A 17,197-nucleotide genomic window follows, 5' to 3' on the forward strand; every position below is an offset into this window, starting at 1 on the left:
GGCGACTACAGCCCGGCGATGCCGGACAACTGGCGGAGCTCGATGGCCGAGGCCGGAATCATCGACGCCAGTTTGACCGCCTCGTCGCGGTCCGCGGCACGCAGCACGTAGAACCCGTTGGCCACCTCCGCGCCCTCGGCGTAGGGGCCGTCGGTGAACGTCACCTTGCCGTCGCGCACGCGCACGGTGGTCGCGGTCGACGGCGGATGCAGCGGCGCACCGGCAAGCGTCTTGTCGCCGATGGTCTTGGCGAGCTCGACGTGCAGACCTGCCTGCTTGTTCCATTCGTCGGTGCCCGGCACATTGACGGCCTCCGGCGGTTCCAGGAGCAGGGCGAGCCAGTCGTTGCGGACGGGCTGCTCGGGTGCCTGCCAATGCACCATGGGCCATACCTCGACGGCGCCGTACTTGGCCGCTGGGATGTCGCGGGCCAGCGCGAGGGCCTCGTCGAGGTTCTCGGCCTCGAATACGTAGTAGCCCCCGGCGACTTCGGCGCCCTCGGCGAACGGGCCGTCGGTGACGGTCGGATTGTCCGGGCCGCCGGAGATGCGGACAGCACCTGCGGCCGGGGTCAGCGCATCGCCCGCACGAATGGACGCCGCTGCTTTGGCGTGGAAGTCCAGGTACGCCGACATCTCGGCCGCACCCTGCTCAGGGGTGAGTGCGTTCTCGCGATTGATCAGTAGGGCGAAGTAGTGCATCGTCGTCTCCCGGTGTCAGCGAGTGAGAACCTGCTGTTCCACTCTCTACCCATCCGACGAACGACGCCGCCCCGATCCGACAGCTCGCGAGAAATTACTTCTGCAGCGTGAACTGATGGACGCTGATATGGCCCGAGGCGAAGTACTTCTGGCAGCCGTTGAGGTACTTGTCGTAGCGGTCGTAGACCTCTTGGCTCTGGATCGCGATGGCCTCGTCCTTGTGGGCCTCGAGCGCGTCGGCCCAGATCTTGAGCGTCCGGACGTAGTGCGGGCCGATCTCCTGCAGCTGGGTGAGCTTGAATCCGGCTTCGATCGCCTTCTCCTGCTCCATCTCCACCGAGGGCAGCCGGCCGCCGGGGAAGATCTCGGTCATGATGAACCGGGCGAACCGGGCGTCCTCGAACGTCATGTGCAGGCCGAGCTTCTGGCCTTGACGCAGGTCGAACCCGGTGATGTTGTGCAGAAGCATGGTGCCGTCGTCGGGTAGTGCGTCGTAGGCCATCTTGAAGAAGGCCGGGTAGCGGTCGAATCCGAAGTGTTCGAACGCGCCGATCGACACGATGCGGTCGACCTTGTCCTCGAACTCTTCCCAGCCCTGCAGGCGGACCTCGACCTTGCGGTCGGTGGGGATCTTCGACAGCTTCTCGATGGCGTATTCGCGCTGCTCGCCGGAGAGGGTCAGACCGATGACGTTGACGTCGTACTTCTCGATGGCGCGCGCCATGCCGGCGCCCCACCCGCAGCCGATGTCGAGCAGCGTCATGCCGGGTTCCAGGCCGAGCTTGCCCAGTGCGAGGTCGAACTTGGCGATCTGCGCCTCGTCGCCGGTCATGTCTTCGCGTTCGAAGTACCCGCACGTGTAGCCCATTGTCGGGCCCAGGAACAGTTCGTAGAATTCATTCGAAATGTCGTAGATCGACTGCAGTTCTTCGTATTTCGGCGTCAATTCTGACATGTTCGAAATTGCTCCAAGCTTATAGATTTCACTCGCGAAAAGTCAGCCTACAGCAGGTCAGGCCCGGTAGGCCTTGACTGCTGTCAACGGATTGTGCTGGCAAACATGTGATGGGCGCCACCCTGCCTGCTGCATCATCGGTGCCAGCGAGAATATGTTTGTGTCCGGCGCGGTAGCGAAGCCACGACGACACGCCTAGCGGTTCAGAGTGAACTGGTTCACGTCGATGTAGCCGATCCGGAAGGCGTTCGCACAGCCGGTGAGGTAGTGCATGTACCGGTCGTAGACCTCTTCCGACTGGATCGCGATGGCCTCGTCACGGTGGTCCTGCAGCGCCGCCGCCCACAGGTCCAGGGTGCGTGCGTAGTGCGACTGCAGCGACTGCCTGCGGGTCAGGGTGAATCCCGCGTTTCCGGCGTGTTCCTCGACCATCTCGATCGTCGGGAGACGCCCGCCCGGGAAGATCTCGGTGACGATGAACCTGATGAACCGGGCCATGTCGAACGTCAACGGGATGCCGCGCTCCTGCGCCTGCTTGGGGTGCAGGCCGGTGATGGTGTGCAGCAACATCACGCCGTCGGGCGGCAGGGCGTTGTGGGCGAACCGGAAGAAGTCGGCGTAGCGCTCATGGCCGAAATGCTCGAAGGCGCCGATCGACACGATGCGGTCCACCGGTTCGTCGAACTGCTCCCAGCCGCTGAGCAGCACGCGCTTGCTGCGCGGGCTGTCCGAGCCGTCGAACAACTGCTGCACGTGCGCCAGCTGATTGCGGCTCAACGTGAGGCCGACGACGTTGACGTCGTAACGGTCGAGAGCGCGCATCATCGTTGCGCCCCAACCACATCCGACGTCGAGCAAGGTCATGCCCGGCGCTAACCCCAACTTGCCAAGGGACAGATCGATCTTCGCGAGCTGAGCCTCGTCCAGCGGCATGTCGTCGCGTTCGAAGTACGCGCAGCTATAGGTCCTGCTGGAATCCAGGAACAGTGCAAAAAAATCGTCGGACAGGTCGTAATGGGCCTGTACGTCTTCGAATTTCGGCGTGAGCTTGGCCGGATCTTTGGCCATGGTGTTGCCTCTCGGAGTCGTCCGAGGGCTGCGCCGCATCACGATTTGATGAGTCCGCCCCCAGACTGCAGCAAAGCCTAAACCGGCATGAGGCAGCTACCGAGCTTCGCCGACCCGGCAAACGCGCAGTCGGAGGAGTCTTGTTGCAGACTCACGAACTAGCCCGCAGAGGAGAAGTTCGTCTTGAGCTCACCGACGACCTCGTCCCACACCGGTTCAGGTAGCTCGTGGCCCATGCCGTCGATCAATACCAAGCGGGCGCCCGCGATCGCCTTGGCCACGGCACGTCCACCGAACGGGCGCATCAGCCGGTCGGCGAGGCCGTGGATCACCACGGTGGGAGCGGTGATGCGCCGGTCGTAGCGCAACAGGCTGCCGCTGCCGAGGATCGCGGCGAAGTGCCGCGCGATGCCGGCCGGGTAGTACGACCGGTCGTAGAGTTCGGCGGCCTCGGCACGCATCTGGTCGTCGGGAGTCGGATAGGCCGGGCTGCCGTTGAGCTTGCCGAGCCGAACGGCGTTGTCGATGATGGCATCTCGCGTCGAACCCGGTGGCGGACCGGTGACCAACGACAGCAGCTGCTTGATCCCCGGCGGCGGCAGGAGCGCCTTGTTGTTACTGGAGAAGATCACCGCGAGGGTCTTGGTCCGGTGCCGGTACTGCGCGGCGAAGACCTGCGCGATCATCCCGCCCATCGAGCCGCCGACGACGTGCGCGCTGTGGATGCCGAGGTGATCGAGCAGGGCCGCGGCGTCGTCGGCGATGTCCTCGAGCGTGTACACCGACGGGCTGCGCAACCCCAGGAACGAGCGGGCCATGCGGAACGGCAACGGGGTGTCGACGCGCTGGCCGGACAACTTGCTCGACAACCCCACGTCGCGATTGTCGTAGCGGATGACACGCAGTCCCTGGTTGACGAGCTTCTCGCAGAAACCGTTGCGCCACAACAACAACTGCGCGCCGAGCCCCATGATCAGCAGGACCGCGGGATCGTTCGGGTCGCCCATGTCCTCGTAGTAGATGTCGAGATCGCCGGACTTGGCATAACCGGTACGCACTTGCATCAGTGCTCCTCGCGCGAGCGCTCGTCGGCCACTTACGCCTCGACCCCGTCGATATCCTTGTGCTCCCGGCTGATGTCGACCATGAAATTGGCGAAATAACCGGTGAGCTGCGGATCGCTCATCATCTGCCATGTGGGCGCCAGGAGCTTCATGTACCGCTCGACATAGAGGAACTGTTTGCCGATGAGCACGAGCTCGCGCGGCAGCTTGACGTCATACGCATCGGCCAGCGCCGAGAGCTGCTTACCGATTTCCGCGTAGGACATATCGCCCAGCGACTTCATCGTCAGCGGGGTGGCGAACGCCTCGAGGTCCCGGGCGGCGTCACCCTCGGGCTTGACCGTGCCCACCGCACCCATCAACACCACGATCTTGCCCGCCGCGGCATGGTCCTTCTTGACCAGCAGGGCGTAGACGAGCTCCCGCAGCAGCCAGCGGGTCCGCGGATCGATGCGGCCCATGATGCCGAAGTCGAAGAACACGATCTTGCCGTCGTGATCCACATACAGGTTGCCGGCGTGCAGATCACCGTGGAACAGGCCGTGCTTGAGGCCGCCCTCGAAAACACTGAACAACAGCGCCTTCACCAGCTCCGTGCCGTCGAAACCGGCCTTGCGGATCGCGGCCACGTCGTCGATGCGGATGCCTGCCACGCGTTCCATCGTCAAAACCCGCTGGCTGGTCAGGTCCCAGTACACCTGCGGGACCCGGATGTTCTCGCCGAGCGGCGAGGCGTGCATGTGCGACACCCACGCGTCCATCGACTGGGCCTCTAGGCGGAAGTCGAGCTCCTCGGCGAGGTTGTCGGCGAAATCGGCCACCACGTCCTGCGCCGAGAGGCGGCGGCCCAGTTTGGCCAGCTCGACGATCTGGGCGCCGCGCTTGAGGATCTGTAGATCGGCGGCGACGCGACGGCGGATACCCGGCCGCTGGATCTTGACCACCACCTCCTCGCCGGAGTGCAGTGTCGCGTAGTGCACCTGGGCGATCGATGCCGAGGCGAACGGCTTCTCGTCGAACGAGCTGAACAGGTTCTGCGGGTCGTCGCCGAGTTCTTCTTTGAACAGCTTGTGCACCGCGTCCGTGTCGGCGGGCGGCACCCGGTCCAGCAGGCTGCGGAACTCGCGGCTCAGCGGTTCACCGAAGGCGCCGGGACTGGACGCGATGATCTGCCCGAACTTGACGTAGGTGGGGCCGAGATCGGAGAACGTCTGCGGGACCTGCCTGATGATCTTCTGCTGCAGAGAGCCCTTGCCGAGAAGGTTCGTGACCACGCGGGCGCCCGTGCGGGTGATCTGCCAACCCGTCGCGCCGATGCGTGCGGCCTCGACCGGCAGGGGCACCCGATCCAGTTTGGCTCCCTCGCGCTGTTTTGTTTTCGAGGGGGGAGTGCTCATTAGGGCAGTGTCTCAAAACCGCCGGTACCGCCAAAAATAGGTGTGCTGCGTATCACAGGGTCGCCCCGTGAGCACAATGCGCAGAACCTCGATATCGCTGCTTAGACCCGCTTGTGAGCACAACCGCGCTTCCGGCGGCCGCGCTTCGTACCTTCAGCCCAAACAACCGGCTGAGGAGCGAAAATGGCCACGATTCTGCAGGAATCCCAGGGCACCCCGATGAAGCGCGTGGCGATGGCCAGCTTCGTCGGATCTGCCATCGAGTACTACGACTTCTACATCTACGGCACGGCGGCGGCGCTGGTGTTCCCGAAGGTGTTCTTCCCGCATCTCGGTACGACGATGGCAACCGTCGCGTCGATGGCGACCTTCGCAGCGGCGTTTGCTTCGCGGCCGCTGGGTGCGGCGTTCTTCGGACATTTCGGCGACCGGCTGGGCCGCAAGTCGACGCTGATCGCCACCCTGCTGATCATGGGCCTGTCCACGGTCGCCGTCGGCACGGTTCCCAGCGCGGCAACGATCGGGATGGCCGCTCCACTGATACTGCTGACGCTGCGGCTCGTGCAGGGATTCGCGGTCGGTGGCGAATGGGCGGGTGCCGCGCTGCTGTCGGCCGAATACGCACCGCCGGCCGCGCGCGGCCGCTACGGCATGTTCACCCAGATGGGGGTGGGCAGCGGTTTGGTCATGAGCAGCCTGCTGTTCCTCGCGGTGAACAAGACCGTCGGCGAATCCAGTCACGTGTTCGTCGCATGGGGTTGGCGGATCCCATTCCTGTTCAGCGCAGTGCTGGTGGTCATCGCGCTCTATGTCCGACTCAACGTCGCGGAAACACCGGTGTTCACCGGCCAGGTCCGCGGCACTGCCCCGGTCACACCGCTCACCGCCCTGCTGCGGCGGCAGCGCCGCGAGGTGCTTCTCGCCGCGGGCAGCATGATCGGCTTCTTCGCGTTGGGTTACATGGCCAATGCGTATCTGATGAGTTATGCCCATACCCGCGTCGGTTTTTCACCGGACCTGATCCTGCAGGTGGGTCTGCTCGGTGGGGTGATCGTGGTGGTGTTCAACGCGCTGAGCGCCATGCTGAGCGACAGGTTCGGCCGCCGCCGCGTCATCATGGTGGCGTTGACCGTCGGTGTCCCATGGACGTTCGTCGTGCTTCCGCTCATCGACACCGGCAATGCCGCGTTGTTCGCGCTCGCCATGTCGGGTACGTATGCGGTCGCCGCGAGTTCGTACGGGCCGATGGCGGCCTTCATACCGGAGATCTTCCGAACCAGATACCGCTACAGCGGTGCCGGCTTGTCCCTGAACCTCGCGGGGCTGGTCGGTGGCGCGGTGCCGACGATCGTCGCGGCACCGCTGCTGGCGGCGTGGGGCACGCCCGCCGTCGGGGCCATGATGGCCGTCGTCGTCCTCACCAGCCTGGTCTGTACGTCCGCGCTGCCGGAAACCAAAGGCACTGTCCTGCAGTAGGGGTGTGTCGATCCTGCCACCGGTGAGCCCCTGCTCGATGCGAATCGAGCAGGGGCTCAGTCCATTTGGCGGCAATCCACGGGTGAGCACAATGCGCGAATCTCCAGAAAATCGTGTGTAGCGCGGGTTGTGCGCACAACCGCGACACCCGGTCGCCGGCCCCGTAGTTTCGTAGACGTGACAGCGTCACAAACAACCAAACACCAACTCACTCAGGAGAATTCAGATGAACACCACCACGAACAAGTCGCGCTTCTTCGCCCGCTTCGTTGCGGCTCCGGTCGCCGCCGCAGGCATCCTGGGCGGCGCCGCGCTGGGACTGGCCGCTGGCGCCAACGCGGATCCGGGTCCGTCGGACCACTCGCGCAGCTACTCGGTCGACTACCGGCACGATTCGGGCGAGCACCGCGAATACCGCGAGCACCGCGAGCATCGCGACTGGGGCTTCTGGGGCTTCTGGCCGTGGCACCACTGGGACCACTCCTTCAACGGCCACCGCGGCGAACACCGCAGCTGACCCGCCCCACCCATACACTGAGCCCCTGGCCAATCGGTCAGGGGCTCAGTGTATTTCGGCGTCTCAGGCGAAGCTGTGCTCGACCTCCTCGCGACTGCGGACCGGGTCGCTGCCCAGTACGTACGACGGCTCGGTATGCGGCGCCAGGGCCGGGTCTACGCCGTCGGCCACCCGGGCCTGGGCCTGCCGGAACTCCGGAATGGGCCCGGCCGCCAACTCAAGACCGTTGATGGTCGACCACACCAGGCCCCGCCGCGCGGTGCGCTCGATGATGTTGGGGGACTGGTGCTGAATCAGCTGCATGGCCCATTTGGGCATGGTGTCGCGGATGGCCCAGTCGATCGCGCTCTGCGGCAGTGGCACATTCGGCCCGGTTGCCATGGCTGCGCCGTGGGTCAGCGCGAGTTTGGGCAGATAGGACTTGAGGCAGTCGAGCGTCTCGGCCTTGGTGGTGGGCAGGTCCGTGCCGCCAAGGGCGTGCCCGACGCGGATGAACTCGCCGTAATAGCGGTCGAGTTTCTTGCCGCGCAACGGCTGTGGGTGGTACAGCTCATGTGCTGTGGCAAGGCCCCAGACCACCGTGGCATAGTTCCAGCGCAACCAGTCGGGATCGTCGGCGTCGTAGCGGGCGCCGTCGGGGCGGACACCCTTGATGGTGTGGTGCATCGCGCGCACAGCCTTGGCCAGCCGCTCGGCGGTCTCGGTGGAGCCGTATGCCGTGCCGATGAAGAACGCGATCGAATGGCCCAGGCGCACGGCGGCGCCCTTGGGGTCGATCTGTGGGATGGCCTGTCCGTCCTCGTCGCGCTGCACCAGGCGGGAGTGGTGCATGCCCATCCAGTAGATCGACGGGTCGAGACGCTCCAGGTAGGCCGCGCACTGCAACCCGAAGATCAGCGCGTGCATGTGGGAGTGCACGTGCCACACGGCGCTGCCCGGCCCGAACCAGCCAGGATCGCCCGTGGGTCCGGCGAAATCCATCCCGCGGAAGTAGTTCCGGCGGATGTCGGCGTCGAATTTCTGATTCAGCCACTGCCCGACGAACTGGTGCGGCATGAACGGTACGGACGTCGGGAACAACACGTTTGGGCTCCTCCGCAATATCTGGTCACGGTTGTAACCACAATACATTTTGGCTACATGCGTGACCAGACTTACGCTGTACTGATGTCGACTCCGACCCGGTGGGCGGGCGTCCCGTTGACGGACCGCCGCGCCGAACGCCGCGCGCTGCTGATCGACGCGGCGTTTCGACTGTTCGGCGATGGCGGTGAGGCCGCGCTGTCGGTCCGTTCGGTATGCCGCGAGTGCGGCCTCAACACCCGCTATTTCTATGAGAGCTTCGTCGACACCGACGATCTGCTCGGCGCGGTGTACGACCAGGTGGCCGCGGCGCTGGCGGCCGAACTCGAGACCGTCATGGCCGGGGCCGGGGATTCAGTACGGGTCAGGACCCGCGCCGGGATCGCCGCGGTGCTGGGCTTCAGCTCCGCCGATCCGCGGCGCGGGCGCGTGTTGTTCACCGACGCCAGGGCCAATCCGGTGCTGGCGGCGCGTCGCATTGCCACCCAGGATCTGCTGCGTGAGGCGGTCCTGACCGAGGGTGACCGGCGACATCCCGGCTCGGACCCGGTGGCCGCCCAGGTCGGAGCGGCCATGTACACCGGTGCGATGGCCGAGCTGGCCCAGCAGTGGCTGGCCGGCCACCTCGGTGACGATCTCGACGCCGTGGTCGAGCATGCGCTGCGCCTCGTGCTGGGCCGCTAGCTCATTTCGGCGGCGGGCCGCCGATCAGACTGCGGCGGCGGGCCGCCACCGCTTGATCCACTGGGTCTCCGGCCATTCCTCGGCGGCAGCCATCAACTCGTACATCGTTGCGCCGTCGATGGATTCACGGATGATGTCGGCATGCCCGGCATGCCGGGAGAGCTCCTCCACCAGATGCATGGCCACCCAGCGCGGCGACCAGTGGTCGATGTCCTTGGGGAACCACGGCACGTCCTGTGGAACCGGGACGGGTGTGCTCAGGTCGGCATCGGCGAAGGCTTGCAGCGTGGCGGCGTTCTCGGCCGTCAGCGCGGCGACCAGATCGCCGAGGGTTTCGTCCTCGCGCATCACATGCTGGCCGGCGTGCTCCGCCATGATCTCTTCCATCGGTCGCGGGTCCGGTGGCGGGAAATCCGGTGCCGACCTGACCCGATCGGCCCAGCTGCGCTGCACGGCGGTGACATGTTTGATCAAGCCGCCGACCGACAGTGCGCTCACCGACGGAGTGGAGCGGGCCTGTTCGTCGGTCAGGCCGTGGCACACCGCCACGAACGCGTTCTGGTTGTGGCGGAGGAACTCGATCAGGCTGTCGCGCTCGTCGGCGGCGGGTGCGGGCAATCCGGGCATGGTTCAGTTCTCCTGGCTGTGGGTTGAATGGACGTAAAGGTCGCGGATACAAGCGATTTCGGCGCCGTGGTGGATGGCCTCCCGGTTGATGTGCAGGATCAGCTCGGCCATCGAGTAGTCGGCCCATTGTCCCTCGGCCGGTCCGATCGGCTTCTCCAGGTCGTCGTCGCTCAGCGAGCGGACCCCGGCGATCCAGATTCGGTACGCGTCGTCGAGCTGAGCCAGGGCAGTGGCCGCGTCGGTGGCGTACGGCCAGGTCTGGTAGTCGGCCGGCGGGCCGCCGAAGTGTGAGTGGTTACGCATGGCGAAGACGCCGACGATGACGTGCGCGAGCCGCCACGCGATGGTCGTGAACGGCTCCGGCTGCGGCGGGGGATAGCTGAAGTCGATGGCACCGTCGGGATGGACCGTCCAGCAGTCGGGAACCGGCTGCCAGAAGTACTCGTCATCGGTCAGACCGTCCAACCGTGGGCGTAGTTGATGGGTCCAGTGGTAGTCCAGCTGATCGGCCAGCGGGTTTCTCTGCATGGAGTAACCATCGCATCCATAGCGGACAGGTTCTGTCCTAAGAGTGCGGCAGACTTGCTTCATGGGCGAAACGACCAGTCGGGTGCTGCAACTCCTGGGCCTGCTGCAGTCGCGCCGGGTGTGGTCGGGTGAAGAGCTGGCCGAGCGGCTCGGCGTCACGGGCCGCAGCGTCCGACGCGATGTCGAGCGGCTGCGCGAGCTGGGATATCCCGTGCATGCCAGCAAGGGACACGGCGGTGGCTACCAACTCGGCGCCGGGGCCGCGCTGCCGCCGCTGCTGCTCGACCCGGACGAGGCCGTCGCGATGGCCGTCTGCCTGCGCTTGGCCGCCGGCGGCAGCGTCGCGGGCGTCGGGGAATCGGCGCTGCGGGCCCTGTCCAAACTCGATCAGGTGATGCCGGCCCGGCTGCGTTCACAGGTCTCGGCCGTGCACGACGCCACCGTCACCCTGTCGCCCAACTCGTCGGACGCAGCCGTCGCACCCGATGTGCTGATGACCCTGGCCCGCGCCTGCCGCGACCGCGAACACGTCGCCGCCGGGTACACCGACATCCGGGGCAACAACACGCAGCGCCGGCTGGAGCCCTATCAACTGGTCACCACCGGGCGCCGGTGGTATCTGATGGCCTACGACCGAGACCGGGCCGACTGGCGCACGCTGCGGCTGGACCGGATGTCCGAGGTCAGGGCGCTGGGCAGCACCTTCACACCGCGCGACGCGCCCGACCCGGCAGACTACGTGCGCCGGGCGATCAGCGCGTCGCCGTACCGGTATGTCGCGCGGGTGCGGTATGCGGCCCCGCAAGACGTTGTGGCCCCGATGTTTTCACCGGCTTCTGCCACCGTCGAGGCGGACGGTCCAGACGCGTGCATCGTCACCGCGGGTGCCGACGATCCCGAACGCATGGTGGTGTACTTCGCCACCCTCGGTCACGATTTCGAGGTGCTGGAACCGCCTGAGCTGGCCACCGCCGTCCGGGCAATGGCCGAACGCCTGTCCCGGAGCGCCGCGCGAACGTAAGGTTCGCTGCATGCGCGTCATCGCCGCGGAGTCGACGGAATTGTTCATCGGTTCTTCGGATCTGCCCGTGCAGCTGGCCCGGGTGACCTATACGGGATGCACCGCTCCGACGACCATCCGAGTGAACGGAGACGGCCTGTCCGGGCAGGCCGTGGCCGACCCGGGCGATGGTGTGGTCGAGGTGCCGGTGACCGTGCGCGACGCCGTTGCCGGTGAGACTCGCGTCGCTCGGGTTGCTGATGCGGCGTTCGACTTCACCATCGCCGAACCCGGCTGGACCATGTACATGATCAGCCACTTCCACTACGACCCGGTGTGGTGGAACACCCAAGCCGCCTACACCAGCGTGTGGACCGAAGACCCACCCGGCCAGTGCAGGCAGACCAACGGATTCGACCTGGTGGCTGCCCACCTGGAAATGGCGCGCCGCGAACCGGAATACAAGTTCGTGCTGGCCGAGGTGGACTACCTCAAGCCGTACTGGGACGCGCATCCCGAGGACCGTGCCGATCTGCGCCGGTTCATCGCCGACGGCCGTGTCGAGATCATGGGTGGCACGTACAACGAGCCGAACACCAACCTCACCAGCCCCGAGACGGCCATCCGGAACTTGGTGGCGGGCATGGGTTTTCAGCGTGACGTGCTGGGTGCCAACCCGGCGACGGCGTGGCAGCTCGACGTGTTCGGACACGACCCGCAGTTCCCCGGCATGGCGGCCGACGCGGGCCTGACGTCCAGCTCATGGGCCCGCGGACCACATCACCAGTGGGGCCCTATGCAGAATGACGGCGACCCTGAACGCATGCAGTTCGCCAGCGAATTCGAATGGATCGCCCCGTCGGGGCGCGGGCTGTTGACCCACTACATGCCTGCGCACTATTCGGCCGGCTGGTGGATGGATTCCGCGGCCACGCTGACCGATGCCGAGGAGTCCACCTACCAGCTGTTCAGCAAGCTCAAGCGCGTCGCCCTCACCCGCAACGTGCTGCTGCCGGTGGGCACCGACTACACCCCGCCCAACAAATGGGTCACCCAGATCCACCGCGACTGGAACGCCCGCTACCTCTGGCCGAGGTTCGTGTGCGCCCTGCCCAGCGAGTTCTTCGCCGCGGTACGAGCCGAACTCGACGCCCGCGGCGTCAAACCGTCGCCGCAGACCCGGGACATGAACCCCATCTACACGGGCAAAGACGTCTCCTACATCGACACCAAACAGGCCAACCGGGCCGCCGAGAACGCCGTGCTCGACGCCGAACGCTTCGCGGTGTTCGCCGGGCTGCTCGGCGGTGCGGACTATCCGCAGGCGGCACTGTCCAAAGCCTGGGTGCAACTGGCCTACGGCGCCCACCATGACGCCATCACCGGTTCGGAGTCCGATCAGGTCTACCTCGACCTGCTGACCGGCTGGCGTGACGCCTGGGAGCTGGGCGGCGCTGCCCGCGACAACGCGCTGGAACTGCTGTCGGACGCGGTGGACGGGTACGGCGGGCAGGAGCGTAGCGACCCGGGGATCGGCCCGGTCATCGTGTGGAATCCGCTGGCGCACAACCGTACCGACATCGTGACCGTGCACCTGGACGCGCCGGCCCGTGGCGTGCTGCTCGACACCGACGGCTCGGCGGTACCCGTGCTGGTCGAGCACGGCGGCAAGACCTTGAGCTGGCTCGCCCGTGACGTGCCGTCCCTGGGCTGGCGTGCCTACCGGTTCACCGATGGCTCCACTGCGGAATGGGAACCGTTGGCGGGGTGCACCATCGAGAACGACTGCTATCGGCTCACGGTCGCCCCGGCTCGCGGCGGCGGGGTGGTCTCGCTGATCCGGGAAGGCCGTGAATTGCTCGCCGACGGTGCGGTGGGCAACGAACTGGCGGTCTATGACGAGTATCCGGCGCATCCGCAAGCCGGTGAGGGGCCGTGGCATCTGTTGCCCAAAGGCCCGGTGGTCTGCTCGTCCGGTGCTGCTGCTGACGAAGTCTCTTGTCAGCGAAGTACTTTGGGGCAACGCGTGACCGTGCGGGGGCGTATCGACGGGCTGTTGCGCTACACCCAGACGATCACGTTGTGGCAGGGACTGGATCGCGTCGACTGCCGCACCACGATCGACGACTTCACCGGAGCCGACAAGCTGCTGCGACTGCGCTGGCCGTGCCCGGTGCCAGGGGCCCTGCCTATCAGCGAGGTCGGTGACGCCGTCATCGGGCGTGGTTTCGGCCTGATGCACGATCACGAACAGGCAGCAGTCGACACGGCGCAGCACCCGTGGACGCTCGACAATCCCGCCTACGGCTGGTTCGGACTGTCCTCGGCGGTGCGTATCAAGGTCGGGGACGCGGTGCGGGCGGTATCGGTGGCCGAGGTGGTGACGCCCGACCTCATCGATCCCTCCGACGCGGTGGACCCGCGCGACTTGATGGTGGCGCTGGTCCGCGCCGGGGTGACCGCCACCTGTAGCAGCGCCGGCAAACCCCGCTACGGCAATCTGGCCGTGGATTCCAACCTGCCCGACACTCGGCTTGCGCTCGGCGGCCCCGGTGAAAACTCCTTCACCGCAGCAGTTCTCGCTGAGTCGGATGACGCGTACGGCAACGAACTCAAACGCCAGTTGGACGCGACCGGATCTGCCAGGGTGTGGGTACCCGCGACCGCCCCGCTGGTCGAGCAATGGGTTCCCGACGCCGACCTACGTGCTCCGCGGGCGCTACCGGTGCTGATCCTGGCCGGCGACCTCACGGCGGTGGTCGACGACCTGGCCGACGCCGAGATCGTCGTCGACCAGCACGTGCCGACCGAGGCAGACGCGTTCGAACAGCGCACCGTCGCGGTGCTCAATCGCGGCGTGCCCGGGTTTTCCGTCGGCTCCGACGGCACCATGCACACCTCGCTCATGCGGTCCTGCACCGGTTGGCCCTCGGGCACGTGGATCGATCCGCCGCGAAGGACCGTGCCCGACGGTTCGAATTTCCAATTGCAGCACTGGACACATACTTTCGACTACGCGGTGGTGGCAGGCGACGGCGACTGGCGTGACGTCGGTGTCGCCGCGCGCGGGGCGGAATTCAACCGGCCGCTGCGGGCGGTGCCGGCGCGGCGCAGCCATGCCGGAGGCCTGCCGGCGTGGGGTTCTCTGCTCGAAGTAGAGCCGGCGGGGCACGTGCAACTCGGTGCGCTCAAGCCCACCGGCAATCCGTTGGCCTCCGGCAGTGTCCGGCCCGCCGACCCGGCAGGCGGTATCACCGCCCGCCTGGTCGAAACCACAGGCAGAGCAACCAAAGTCAAGCTCCGATCTGGGCTGCGGTCGGCGGCGACGACGCCGCTGGACCTGCTCGAAGCGCCCCGCGTTCCCGGCGGGCCGCGGGATGAGTTGGGCCTGCACGGTTTTGAGATCGCCACGGTCGCGGCGCGGCTGAACCTGCCTCGCGTGCTGCGTGCGGAGCACCGCATACTGGCTCCGGAAGCCGAGGTCGCCCAGCCGCTTTATGCCCGCTACTGGTTGCGCAACCGGGGCCCGGCACCGCTCGGCGGGCTGCCCGCCGTAGCGCATCTGCACCCGGAAAACCTCACTGTCGCAACGGATTCCCAGGTGGTGTTACGCCTGACGGCAGCCAGTGACTGCACCGACGCACCGCTGCACGGCCGGGTTCGGGTCGTGGTGCCGCCGGGGTGGACCGCCGAGCCGGCCGAACTCCCGTTTGTGCTTCCGCCCGACGAACATCTGGAAACCGAGGTTGCGCTGGGCATGCCGGCCGGCGTCGCACCCGGGCTGTACCCGATCCGCGCGGAACTCGTCGTCACCGGAACCGACGCGGCCGCGCTGCCGCCGTCCTGGCGCCAGGTGGTCGAAGACATCTGCCTGGTGACCGTCGGCGAGCCGGGTGCTCAGGTGCTCACACTGCGGTCCGAACCGCAGCCGGTAGAGGTCAAGGCCGGTGACAGCGGCCAGATCTCGATCGAGGTGGGTACCGACGCCCGGGCCGGCTTGAGCGCCGAGGCGCACTTGATCAGTCCGTGGGGCACGTGGGATTGGATGGGGCCCGCGGCCGTAGGGTTCGAACTTCCGGCCGGTGGGTCGGCGCAGATCGGTTTCGACGTGTCGCCACCGGAATGGATTGAGCCAGGTACATGGTGGGCGTTGATCAGAGTCGGCTGTGCCGGGCGGTTGTTGTATACCCCGGCCGTCCGGGTGGTTGTGCGATGAGGATTTGTGCGACCGTCGCCGGTAAGCCGGTGCTGGTCAGAGAGATCGACGAAAGGGAGGCAATGGTGCGGGCAGGTAACCTCGCGTCGGCGCTGCCGCGGGAAGGCACCAGCGAGGGCAGACAGTTGCGGCGTTGGCTGACACAGCTTGTCGTCGCCGAGCGCGTCGTCGCCGTGGAAGCGGCCGCGCTCGGGATCGGCCCGGTCGGCGCTGTGGGGGAGGACGAGCTGCTGCCGGATACGGCCGTGCGCCTGGAGATCGGCAGTGTGGCGGCCGCGGTGTTGGCCACGCCTCTTGCGAGGGCGGTGTTCACCGAAGTCACCCGGGCTGTGGTGATCAGCGATGACGACATTGCCGCGTACCACACCCGCAACCCGTTACGCTTCGCGGTGAAACGTGAAGTGCGGCAACAGGGCTGGCAAACCAACCCGGTAGCGCCCGAGTTCGGGGATGTGCGAGACGAGATCGCCGGACACCTGCTTGCCGCCGCGCGCCGTCGTGCTTTCCGATTGTGGCTCGACGCGCGGTGTGCCGAACTGGTCGAGCTTGCGCCCGGATACGAGCATCCGGGTGATCCGCGGCAGCCGGACAACACCCATAGGCACTGACGAGCTGATGAGCGCACTCACTCTCGCCTTGGACATCGGTGGCACCAAGATGGCCGCGGGCCTCGTCGACTCCCGCGGAACCCTGGTGCACCACGCCACTGCGCCGACCCCGGACGGGGATGCCGAGGCTATCTGGGCCGTCGTCGAGACGTTGCTGGTCGACACGTTGCGCTTGGCCGAGGGGGCGGTACGCGGTGTCGGCATCGGATCGGCCGGGCCGGTGGACCTGCCGAGTGGAACTGTCAGCCCGATCAATATCACTGAGTGGCATCGCTTTCCGATCGTCGAACGCGTCGAGTCGGTGTCGCGGTTGCCGGTGCGACTCGGGGGTGACGGGTTGTGCCTGGCGTTGGGGGAGCACTGGCGGGGTGCCGGCCGGGGCGCCCGGTACATGCTCGGCATGGTGGTGTCGACGGGGGTCGGCGGCGGCCTGGTGTTCGACGGTGCACCGTATGCCGGCCGCACCGGCAATGCGGGGCACGTCGGGCATGTGATCGTCGCGCCGGAAGGCGGGGCGCTGTGTACCTGCGGTGGGCGCGGGTGCGTCGAGACGATCGCCTCCGGCCCGCATCTGGTGCAATGGGCGCGCGAACAGGGCTGGGCCGCGCCGGAGGGGGCCGACGCCAAGGCCCTGGCCGCTGCGGCTGATGCAGGGGACCCGTTGGCAATCCAGGCTTTTCGACGCGGTGCCACCGCCATCGCGGCGATGATCGCGTCGGTCGGCGCGGTGTGCGACCTCGACCTCGTCGTGATCGGTGGCGGGGTGGCCAAGTCCGGGGACCTGCTGTTCGCGCCGCTTCGCGATGCGCTGGCGGGCTATGCCGGGCTGACGTTTCTGCGTACGTTGCGCGTCGTGCCCGCCGAACTGGGCGGCGAGGCCGGGCTGGTCGGCGCGGCCGCCCTGCTGCGGGGATGATTCTTCTTCACGCGGCGCTGCATGTGGGTGCGTCCCCAGTCGCACAGGACCTGCAGCACCGGCCCCAGCGTCATGCCGTATTCGGAGATCGAATAGTGCACGCACGGCGGCACGGTGCCCGCGTCGTGGCGGTCGATGATGCCGGCCTCGACGAGGTCGTGCAGGTGCCGGATCAGCATGCGCTCGGTGATCTCGGGGATGCTGCGCCGAAGCTCGGCGGTGCGCATCGGCCCGTCGAACAACCGCCACAGGATGGTGCCCTTCCAGCGGCCGTCGATGACGGACAGGGTGGCGTCGATCGGGCATTCGCCGATTTCCTTCTTTGAGACCGCCACGGCTCACCTCCCGGGTCGTACG

The 17,197-nt window shown here is 66.8% G+C and carries 16 protein-coding genes; 7 read left to right on the top strand and 9 right to left on the bottom strand.

Features of this window, described 5'->3' with window-relative positions; all coding sequences use genetic code 11:
- Nucleotides 1-5: 5 nt before the first annotated feature.
- The 5 genes from BTO20_RS07160 to BTO20_RS07180 form a co-directional block, all read right to left on the bottom strand.
- Complete coding sequence (locus tag BTO20_RS07160) at nt 6-701, bottom strand: YciI family protein (protein ID WP_087074545.1); 696 nt, start codon at nt 699-701, stop codon at nt 6-8.
- A gap of 94 nt (nt 702-795) precedes the next feature.
- Nucleotides 796-1,656, bottom strand: a complete 861-nt coding sequence (locus tag BTO20_RS07165; RefSeq protein ID WP_087074547.1) for a cyclopropane mycolic acid synthase family methyltransferase — start codon at nt 1,654-1,656, stop codon at nt 796-798.
- A 195-nt stretch (nt 1,657-1,851) separates the two neighbouring features.
- Nucleotides 1,852-2,724, bottom strand: a complete 873-nt coding sequence (locus BTO20_RS07170; RefSeq protein WP_087074549.1) for a cyclopropane mycolic acid synthase family methyltransferase — start codon at nt 2,722-2,724, stop codon at nt 1,852-1,854.
- A 158-nt stretch (nt 2,725-2,882) separates the two neighbouring features.
- Nucleotides 2,883-3,788: an alpha/beta fold hydrolase gene (locus BTO20_RS07175; protein ID WP_087074551.1), complete on the bottom strand. Its 906-nt coding sequence runs from the start codon at nt 3,786-3,788 to the stop codon at nt 2,883-2,885.
- A gap of 32 nt (nt 3,789-3,820) precedes the next feature.
- Entirely contained in the window at nt 3,821-5,185 is a 1,365-nt protein-coding gene (locus BTO20_RS07180; RefSeq protein WP_087074553.1) for an ABC1 kinase family protein, read from the bottom strand.
- 219 nt (nt 5,186-5,404) lie between these two features.
- Here BTO20_RS07180 and BTO20_RS07185 point away from each other — a divergent pair, with 219 nt between their 5' ends.
- Both BTO20_RS07185 and BTO20_RS07190 read left to right on the top strand, forming a co-directional pair.
- A complete protein-coding gene (locus BTO20_RS07185; protein ID WP_232491199.1) occupies nt 5,405-6,661 on the top strand; it encodes an MFS transporter in 1,257 nt (418 codons plus the stop codon).
- 226 nt (nt 6,662-6,887) lie between these two features.
- On the top strand, nt 6,888-7,178 hold the full coding sequence (locus tag BTO20_RS07190) for a hypothetical protein (RefSeq protein WP_087074557.1): 291 nt from the start codon (nt 6,888-6,890) through the stop codon (nt 7,176-7,178).
- 63 nt (nt 7,179-7,241) lie between these two features.
- Here the strand turns inward: BTO20_RS07190 and BTO20_RS07195 are convergent, their stop codons facing one another.
- A complete protein-coding gene (locus BTO20_RS07195) occupies nt 7,242-8,234 on the bottom strand; it encodes an oxygenase MpaB family protein (protein ID WP_087081737.1) in 993 nt (330 codons plus the stop codon).
- A 111-nt stretch (nt 8,235-8,345) separates the two neighbouring features.
- Here BTO20_RS07195 and BTO20_RS07200 point away from each other — a divergent pair, with 111 nt between their 5' ends.
- Nucleotides 8,346-8,945 (top strand): TetR/AcrR family transcriptional regulator, encoded by a 600-nt coding sequence (locus tag BTO20_RS07200; RefSeq protein ID WP_087074559.1) that lies wholly within the window; start codon nt 8,346-8,348, stop codon nt 8,943-8,945.
- Nucleotides 8,946-8,969: 24 nt separating this feature from the next.
- Here the strand turns inward: BTO20_RS07200 and BTO20_RS07205 are convergent, their stop codons facing one another.
- A complete protein-coding gene (locus tag BTO20_RS07205) occupies nt 8,970-9,572 on the bottom strand; it encodes a DinB family protein (RefSeq protein WP_087074561.1) in 603 nt (200 codons plus the stop codon).
- Between the two features lie 3 nt (nt 9,573-9,575).
- On the bottom strand, nt 9,576-10,100 hold the full coding sequence (locus tag BTO20_RS07210; RefSeq protein WP_087074563.1) for a DinB family protein: 525 nt from the start codon (nt 10,098-10,100) through the stop codon (nt 9,576-9,578).
- Between the two features lie 61 nt (nt 10,101-10,161).
- Between BTO20_RS07210 and BTO20_RS07215 the strand changes: the two genes are divergently transcribed.
- From BTO20_RS07215 to BTO20_RS07230, 4 genes are read left to right on the top strand one after another with little or no spacing between them, the layout of a single operon-like run.
- On the top strand, nt 10,162-11,121 hold the full coding sequence (locus BTO20_RS07215; protein WP_087074565.1) for a helix-turn-helix transcriptional regulator: 960 nt from the start codon (nt 10,162-10,164) through the stop codon (nt 11,119-11,121).
- A 10-nt stretch (nt 11,122-11,131) separates the two neighbouring features.
- Nucleotides 11,132-15,316 (top strand): glycoside hydrolase family 38 N-terminal domain-containing protein, encoded by a 4,185-nt coding sequence (locus tag BTO20_RS07220; protein ID WP_087074567.1) that lies wholly within the window; start codon nt 11,132-11,134, stop codon nt 15,314-15,316.
- Entirely contained in the window at nt 15,313-15,924 is a 612-nt protein-coding gene (locus BTO20_RS07225) for a DUF7158 domain-containing protein (RefSeq protein WP_087074569.1), read from the top strand. Before BTO20_RS07220 ends, BTO20_RS07225 begins: the two co-directional genes overlap by 4 nt.
- 7 nt (nt 15,925-15,931) lie before the next feature.
- Nucleotides 15,932-16,840 carry an ROK family protein gene (locus BTO20_RS07230; protein ID WP_087074571.1) on the top strand — a complete coding sequence of 303 codons (909 nt, stop codon included), beginning with the start codon at nt 15,932-15,934 and terminating at the stop codon, nt 16,838-16,840.
- On the opposite strand, the gene BTO20_RS07235 is transcribed toward BTO20_RS07230, so the two are convergent.
- A complete protein-coding gene (locus tag BTO20_RS07235) occupies nt 16,741-17,175 on the bottom strand; it encodes a winged helix-turn-helix transcriptional regulator (protein WP_087074573.1) in 435 nt (144 codons plus the stop codon). The genes BTO20_RS07230 and BTO20_RS07235 overlap by 100 nt on opposite strands.
- Between the last annotated feature and the right edge of the window lie 22 nt (nt 17,176-17,197).

The sequence above is a fragment of the Mycobacterium dioxanotrophicus genome (assembly GCF_002157835.1).
Lineage (GTDB): Bacteria > Actinomycetota > Actinomycetes > Mycobacteriales > Mycobacteriaceae > Mycobacterium > Mycobacterium dioxanotrophicus.